Genomic DNA, 7,459 nt, shown 5'->3' on the forward strand with positions numbered 1-7,459 from the left:
GCCTCGCGCTCCCCCACCAGCGCATGCAATGGGTGAGGCGCGCGGGCGCCAGACGCACCTGCGCGTAGCGGAAGCCCTGATCGACCTCCCCGAGTATCCGGGTCGCGGGCACCCGCACGCCGTCGAGCCGCACGACGGCATGGCCGCCGGGCATGGTCCCATCGATGGTGTCGAGCAGCCGCTCGACGGTGATGCCGGGGCTGTCCATGTCGACAAGGAACATGGTGGCCGACTCCCCCGTGCGCGCCATGACGATCGAGAAGGCAGCGCCCTCCGCGCCTGTCGCGAAGCTCTTGCGCCCGTCGATGATCCAATGGTCGCCATCGGGGCGCGCCACGGTCCTGAGCATCGAGGGGTCGGAACCGGCCCCATCCTCGTCCGCCGGTTCGGTCATCAGGAAGGCCGACCGCGTCGTCCCGGCGGCAAGCGGCCGGAGGAAGCGGTCGATCTGCGCCGGGGTGGCCACGCGGGCGAGGAGGTGCATATTGCCCTCGTCCGGGGCCGCCAGGTTCATCGCCAGCGGTCCGAGCGGCGAATAGCCGGCCGACCGGAACAGCCGCGCCGTCGCGGCATGGTCCAGCCCCTGTCCGCCCAGTTCCGGCGGCAGATGGGGGGCGATGAGGCCGGCATGGCGCGCCCGCGCCCGCAAATCCTCGACCAGCGCGTCCGATGGGCCGTGACCGCCGATCCGGGGGTCGGTTTCGAAGGGGATCACCACGTCGCGGATGAAGGCGTCCGTTCGCGCGAGCAGTTCGTCCAGACTATCCCGCGTCATGGATGCGATAGCCGCGTCACTGCGCAAGATAGCCGCCATCGATCACCAGTTCGGCGCCGGTCATGAAGCTGGATTCGTCGCTGGCGAGGAACAGCACGCCATTGGCCAGTTCGATCGGCTGGCCCATGCGTCCCAGCGGCGTCGCCGCCACCACCCCGGCGCTGGTTTCCTCCGCCTGATCCTCCAGCACCATGGGGGTGGCGATGATGCCGGGATGGATCGAGTTCACCCGCACATTGTCCGGCGCATAGGTGACGGCGGCATGTTTGGTCAGGTGCCGGACGGCCGCCTTGGACGCATGATAGGCGGCCGCGCCGGGGACCGCCGCGATCCCCCAGATCGACGAGAAATTGACGATCGACCCCGCCCTTTTGGCGCGCATGCCCGGCAGCACGGCGCGCATGCCCAGGAAGACGCCGGTCTGGTTGACCGCGATCACCCGGTCCCAGTCGGCCAGATTCTCATCGGCAAGCGGCAGTTGCGACCCGCCGATGCCCGCATTGTTGACGAGGATGTCGACGGCGCCATGACGCGCCACGATGCCCTCCACCAGCTCCGCCCATTGCCCTTCGTTCGCGACGTCCATGATGGAAAAGCGGATCGCCGGATCGTCATAGGGCGCGTCGGGCGGGTTGACGTCGGTGACATGAACCTGCGCGCCCTCGCGGGCGAAGAGTTCCGCGGTGGCGCGGCCGATGCCGCGCCCCCCGCCGGTGATGATGGCAACCTTGCCCTGCAACCGCCCCATATGATGTCCTTTCGATCCTTCAGCCGATCCCGCCGTCGACGGTGATTTCCGCGCCGGTGACGTAGCTCGCCTCGTCGGAGGCGAGGAACAGCACCAGCCGGGCCACCTCGTCGGTGGTTCCGATGCGCTTCATGGGGATCATGTCCTCGTAGAATTTCAGCCGTTCGGGCGTGTTCTCGCCCAGCATCGGCGTGTCGATGATGCCGGGATGGATCGAATTGACGCGGATGCCGAGCGGCGCGAGTTCCGACGCCGCCAGCTTGCTCATGCCGCGCACGGCCCATTTGCTGGTGGCATAGGCGAAGATGCCGGGAACATTGCCCAGGCCCGCGCCCGACGAGATGTTGACGATGGCGCCGCCGCCGGTCTTCGCCATCGCCTCCGCGGCGGCGCGCATCCCCAGGAAGACGCTGAGCTGATTGACGCGATAGTGCAGGTCCCACAGCGCGGCGTCCGTCTCCAGCAAGGGCGCGGGCTTGTAGACGCCCGCATTGTTGACCAGAATGTCGATCTTCCCGAAGCGCTCCTCCGCCTCGCGCACGACCCGCGCCCAATCGGCCTGTTCCGCCACGTCATGGCGAACGAAATGACCGTTGGCTCCCAGTTCGGCGGCGACCGCCGCTCCGGCTTCGTTGAGGTCGGTGACGACCACCTTCGCGCCCTCCGCCGCGAACAGCCGCGCTTCCGCCGCGCCCTGGCCGCTTGCCGCGCCCGTGATCAGGGCGACCTTGCCTTGCAGCCTGCTCATGCGAACCTCTCCTCCTTCATGGCGATCACCAGCGCCGGTCCCTGCCCCACAGGAACCGCGCCTCGTCCCGGCTGGTGTAATCGGGGTCGAGATAGATGTGCATGCGGGCGATCAGCGCGCCGCGAAATTCGAAGACGCTGCAAAAGCGCCCGCCCGGCGTCGTGCCGCCTGCCCATGTCGCGCCTTCCCTGTCTTCGCCGCGCGTGGTGCCTTCGACTACCACGCTGTCGCCGCTCTCGATGAAGCGCAGCCCGTCAATATCGTGCCCGAACGCCTTGAACGAACCCACAAGGCCGGCGGCGAAGGCCATGAAGTCCTCGCGGCCCCGGCCGATGCCGAATTTGGGAAAGAAAAATTCGAAATCGTCGGTGAACCCGTCGAGCATGTCGGGCCGGCCCGCGTCGCCCCGCCGGAAATAGTCGATCACCGCCATGATGCGGGGCGAATGGTCCTGCTGCTCGGCCATGGGCTCTCCCTCCCTTTCGATTGCTCTAGAAGGTGACATTGTCGCCGCCCTTCAGCGCCAATATCTCACGCGTCTCCGCCGGTGTCGCCACCTCCAGCGACAAGGGCTCCAGGATCGATCGGATCAGCCGCACCTGTTCGGCATTGGACCGGGCGAGCCGTCCCTTGCCCGCATAAAGCGAATCCTCCAGCCCGACGCGGACGTTCGCGCCGTTGATCGCGCCCATGGTGACGAAGGGGATCTGATGCTTGCCCGCCGCCATGACCGACCAGCGATAATCGTCCCCGAACAGCTTGTCCGCTATGCGCCTGGCGTGCAGCAGATTTTCCGTGTCCGCGCCGGTGCCGCCGAGCAGGCCGAAGATGGATTGCACGAACAGCGGCGGCGTCACCAGCTTGCGGTCCAGAAAATGGGCGAGCGTATAGAGATGGGCGGTGTCGTAGCATTCGAACTCGAACTTGGTGCCGTGCCCCTTGCCCAGCCGCTCCAGGATCAGCTCTATATCCCTGAAGGTGTTCTTGAAGATCCAGTCGCGCGAAGCCTCCAGATGCGCCGCTTCCCAGTCATGTTGGAAGCTCTTGTAACGCTCCAGCATGGGATACATGCCGAAATTCATCGATCCCATGTTGAGCGAGCAAAGCTCCGGCGATGCGCGCAGCGGCGCCGCGAGCCGCTCGTCGAGCGACATGCCCTGGCCGCCGCCCGTCGTGATGTTGACCACGGCGTCGGTCGCCTGCTTGATGCGCGGCAGGAACTGCATGAACACACCGGGATCGGGCGTCGGCCTGCCCGTTTCCGGGTCCCGCGCATGAAGGTGGAGGACGGATGCGCCGGCCTCGGCCGCCTCGATCGCCTGTTGCGCGATCTCGTCGGGCGTCACCGGCAGATGGGGGGACATGGTGGGGGTGTGGACGGCGCCGGTGAGGGCGCAACTGATGATGACCTTCGACACGCGGTTCAATCCTTCGCTGCGGGAAGCCGGATCAGCAGCTTCCCCTGATTCTGCCCGGAATAGAGGCGCGCTATTGCGCCGGGGGCTTCGCCAAGCCCTTCCAATATATCCTCGCGGTAATGCAGCCGTCCCTCGCGCAGCCAGACCGACAACTGGGTGACGGCCTCATCGAAGCGATCGGCATAGTCGAACGTCAGGAATCCGCGCATCGTCGCCCGCTTCACCAGCAGGTGACGCTCGGGCCGGGCACCCTGCGGCCAGGGGTCCCAGCTCGCGATCGAGGCGGTGCCGCAAACGGCGATCCGCGCATGCAGGCGCAAATGGCGCAGCACCGCGTCGCTGATCGGCCCGGCTATATTGTCGAAATAAATGTCGACCCCGTCGGGACAGGCGCGGGCAATGGCGGCATCCAGATCGGGCTCGCCGCGATAGTCGATCGCGGCGTCATAGCCGAACTCGTCCAGGCACTGGCGCCGCTTTTCCGGCCCGCCCGCCAGGCCGACCGTGCGGCAGCCCGATATGGCGGCGATCTGGCCCACGCAGGACCCCACCGAACCCGCCGCCGTCGAGACGAGCACCGTCTCGCCGGGACGGGGCGCGCAGATGTCGAGCAGCCCGAAATAGGCGGTGACGCCGTTCAGCCCCAATATGCCGAGATAGAGCGACAGCGGCAGGTCCGTGTCGGCAATGCGCAGCAATATGGCGGACTGGTCGACCGCCGCATGCTCCTGCCAGCCGAACAGGCCCATCACCCTGTCGCCCGGCGCGAAATCGCCGTGCCGCGATTCCACCACCTCTCCGACGGCGAAGGCGCGCATGACGTCCCCGACATGGATCGGGTCGGAATAGTTGCTCGCATCGCTCAGCCAGCCCCGCATGGCGGGCTCGACGGACAGATAATGGTTGCGCACCCATATCTGTCCTTCGACGGGAACGGGCATGGGGCGTTCCTCCAGCGCGAAATGCTCGCTCTGGGGAATGGCCTGCGGACGGCGCGCAAGGATGACGGCATGGTTCATCGCATCAATAGCTGTAGCTGAGCGTCGCGCCATAAGTGGCGGGCATGCCGGTGGTGCGCGCCACCGTATCGACCACATGGGTGACGGTGGTGACGTAGAATTTATTGGTGACGTTGCGGCCCCAGAGCTGGAACTTCCATCCGCTGTCCGGGCTTTCGATGCCGACCCGCAGGTCGAGCACGGCATAGCCGGGCAGGGCGAATTCGGGCGCTCCCCCGAACGCCGCCACGCTGCGCGAGCGGTAGCGGACATTGCCGCCCAGCGAGAGGTCGAGATTGCCGGTCAGCGCGAAACGATAGTCGAGATCGCCGTTGAGCTGCCATTTTGGCGTGCTGGGAAAGGGTTCGCCCTTGATGTCGACGACGGCGGCATAGGGATCGTTGGCGAGGAAGCTCCGGTCGACGCGCGAGTCGACATAGGTCGCGCCGCCATTGAAGGTCAGCCCGTCGACGGGCCGCCAGTTGACGCTCAGCTCCGCGCCGCGGACGCTCGACCTCGGAACCTGCACCAGCCCGGGCAGATTGCCGAAGGCGGTGGTGATGTAGCCGATGATCTGCTTGTCGTCATATTTGTAATAGAAGCCCGCGCCCGTCAGTTGCAGCCGCCGGTCGAGCAGCGAAAGCTTGAAGCCGGCCTCATAGGCGAGCACCGATTCCTGCGTCACCGGGTCGAACTGGCTGGGGAAAAGGCCGGGCACCGTCGGGAAGCTGCCCGCCTTATAGCCGCGCGTGACGTTGGCGTAGAGCAGGCTGTCGGGATTCGGTTTCCAGTTGAGGCTGGCGCGCCAGGAAATATTATCCTCCTTCAGCGACTTTTCGACGCTGGGCACCGGGATGAAGGGCGTGCCATAGCCGACTTCGCCCAGCGTCGCGCAGGCGCCCGGCGCGAGCGCCACCGTCGGCGGATCGAAATTGCGCGACAGGTTCGACAGGAAGCTGAACGCGTTGGAGATCAGGCCGTCCCCCACGTCCAGCAGGCAGCCGCTGAACCGGTTGCGCTGGTCGCTGTAGCGCGCCGAAACCTGCGCCGTCACCCTGTCCGTCAGCTCATAGTCGAGGCTGCCGAACACCGCCTTGGTCGAGATCTTCTGATGGTTGCTGTTGATGAAGGATGTGTAGCGGAACGGCCCCACGCCGCTGTTGCTGGCGACATAATCGCCGCGCTGGTCGTCCCCGGTGGTGTCGTGGCTGTAATTGCCGCCGAGCATCCAGCGGATCGGACCCGCCATGCCCGCGAGCCGCAATTCCTGCGACACCGTCTCTATGTCGGCGTTGATCGTCAGCAGGAAATTATTCTGCGGCACGCCGTCGGTGTCGCTGGGCGAACGCTGCCTGAACCGCGAATAGGCGCTGATCGAGGTCAGGGTCACGGCATCGCTGACGTCCAGGTCGCCGCGCAGCGAGAATTGGTAGAAGCTGTCGTCGCGGCGAAGGTCGGCGCCGGGGTCCCAGTCCGCGATGCGGCTGCGGTTGGGGGCCGGGACGGCGGCTTCCAGTTCTGCCGTGATGTCGGTATAGCCGCCCGCCGACGGAGCCACGGTCGGGGCATATTTCACGAACTGCGCCGCCTGCGTCTCGCTCCGGTCGATCCAGCCATTGGCGTTGAATTCGAAGCGCAGCGTGTCGGTGGGCTCCCAATCGAGCAGCAGGCGGGCGGTGGAATAGTCCCGGCGGCCGAGGCGGTCGGACGGGCGGGTCTGGCTGATCTGCCAGCCGTCGCGATATTCGTGGCGCACCGCGAGCCGCGCCTTCAGATTGGCCGCGATGGGGCCGCTGACGAAGCCCTGCGCATCCACCTGGTCGAACCGGCCATAGCTGAGGTCGATGCCGGCGGCGAGGTGGTCGGTCGGCTTGGCCGCGATATAGTTGATCGCGCCGCCGGTCGAATTCTGACCGAACAATGTGCCCTGCGGCCCTTTCAGCGCCTCGACGCGCTCGACGTCGAGAGACGCCCCCTGCGTCATGGCGAGATAGGGCAGGGGCACCTGGTCGACATAGACGCTGACCGCCGGGGCCACGGCGACGGCGACGTCGTAGAAGCCGATGCCGCGCATCGTGAAGACCGGCGTGCCATAGGCGCTCGGCTGATAGGTGAAGCCGGGAACGATCTTCACCAGGTCCGACGGCTGGGTCACGCCCGCATTTCAAGCTGGCTGGCGGAGGCCGCCGTGATGGAGACCGGCACGTCGTTCAGCCGTTCCTCACGCTTCTGCGCGGTGACGATGATCTCGCCCACGGCAAGGTCGCGTTGCGGCGCGGCTTCGGCCTGTTCGGCCGGGGATTGCGCATGGCTGCACAGCGGAGCGACGAGCGCGCTGGTCGCGAGCAGGACGCATATGGGCTTCCTCATTTTTCCTCTCCCTCGTTCAAGCCCTGACTGCCTGATCTGGTGGGGCAGCCGGGTTGTTTGTTCATTCCTTGGCGCGGCATCTTCCCGGGCCGCATGCCCTTCGTTCAGGTCAGCGGCGGGCGCGCTTCCACAGCCGCCGGGCAAGGCGCCAGACCGGCGGGGCCGGAACGGTCGGACGGAAGTGGGGCGCATGATCGCGGCGCGCCGATTGTCCGCGAGCGGGCGGCGACATACCAAATGCTCTCGATGAACATCGCATTTCCTCTCCGGAAAGCCCTGTTGTCCTGCCGCCCCGCCCCGCATCGATCGTGGGGGTCAGGGGCGGTTGGCGGTCTTTCGATGCGGCGCCTTGATGTCGTGGACAATCTCGGCGCCGCCGGTTCGCCCTGTCGGCTCGGCTTT

8 protein-coding genes are annotated in these 7,459 nt (G+C 66.6%); all 8 read right to left on the bottom strand.

The window, feature by feature from the left end; translation table 11 throughout:
• The coding region (locus SPHV1_RS23780; RefSeq protein ID WP_197277804.1) for an acyl-CoA dehydrogenase family protein at positions 1–775 on the bottom strand (775 nt) is incomplete at its 3' end.
• 16 nt (positions 776–791) lie between these two features.
• The gene (locus SPHV1_RS23785; protein ID WP_025549444.1) at positions 792–1,523 is read right to left on the bottom strand and encodes a glucose 1-dehydrogenase; all 732 of its coding nucleotides are present in this window, start codon (positions 1,521–1,523) and stop codon (positions 792–794) included.
• Between the two features lie 19 nt (positions 1,524–1,542).
• Positions 1,543–2,271 (bottom strand): SDR family NAD(P)-dependent oxidoreductase, encoded by a 729-nt coding sequence (locus SPHV1_RS23790; protein WP_025549443.1) that lies wholly within the window; start codon positions 2,269–2,271, stop codon positions 1,543–1,545.
• 25 nt (positions 2,272–2,296) lie between these two features.
• Positions 2,297–2,737 carry a nuclear transport factor 2 family protein gene (locus tag SPHV1_RS23795; RefSeq protein ID WP_048575648.1) on the bottom strand — a complete coding sequence of 147 codons (441 nt, stop codon included), beginning with the start codon at positions 2,735–2,737 and terminating at the stop codon, positions 2,297–2,299.
• A gap of 25 nt (positions 2,738–2,762) precedes the next feature.
• The gene (locus tag SPHV1_RS23800; RefSeq protein ID WP_082431149.1) at positions 2,763–3,689 is read right to left on the bottom strand and encodes a 3-keto-5-aminohexanoate cleavage protein; all 927 of its coding nucleotides are present in this window, start codon (positions 3,687–3,689) and stop codon (positions 2,763–2,765) included.
• A gap of 5 nt (positions 3,690–3,694) precedes the next feature.
• Entirely contained in the window at positions 3,695–4,708 is a 1,014-nt protein-coding gene (locus tag SPHV1_RS23805) for an NADP-dependent oxidoreductase (protein ID WP_054948474.1), read from the bottom strand.
• 4 nt (positions 4,709–4,712) lie between these two features.
• Positions 4,713–6,842, bottom strand: a complete 2,130-nt coding sequence (locus SPHV1_RS23810) for a TonB-dependent receptor (RefSeq protein WP_054948475.1) — start codon at positions 6,840–6,842, stop codon at positions 4,713–4,715.
• Complete coding sequence (locus SPHV1_RS23815) at positions 6,839–7,057, bottom strand: hypothetical protein (protein ID WP_054948476.1); 219 nt, start codon at positions 7,055–7,057, stop codon at positions 6,839–6,841. The genes SPHV1_RS23810 and SPHV1_RS23815 overlap by 4 nt, the downstream gene beginning before the upstream one ends.
• Positions 7,058–7,459: the final 402 nt, after the last annotated feature.

This window comes from Novosphingobium sp. KN65.2 (genome assembly GCF_001368935.1).
GTDB classification, from domain to species: Bacteria; Pseudomonadota; Alphaproteobacteria; order Sphingomonadales; family Sphingomonadaceae; genus Novosphingobium; species Novosphingobium mathurense.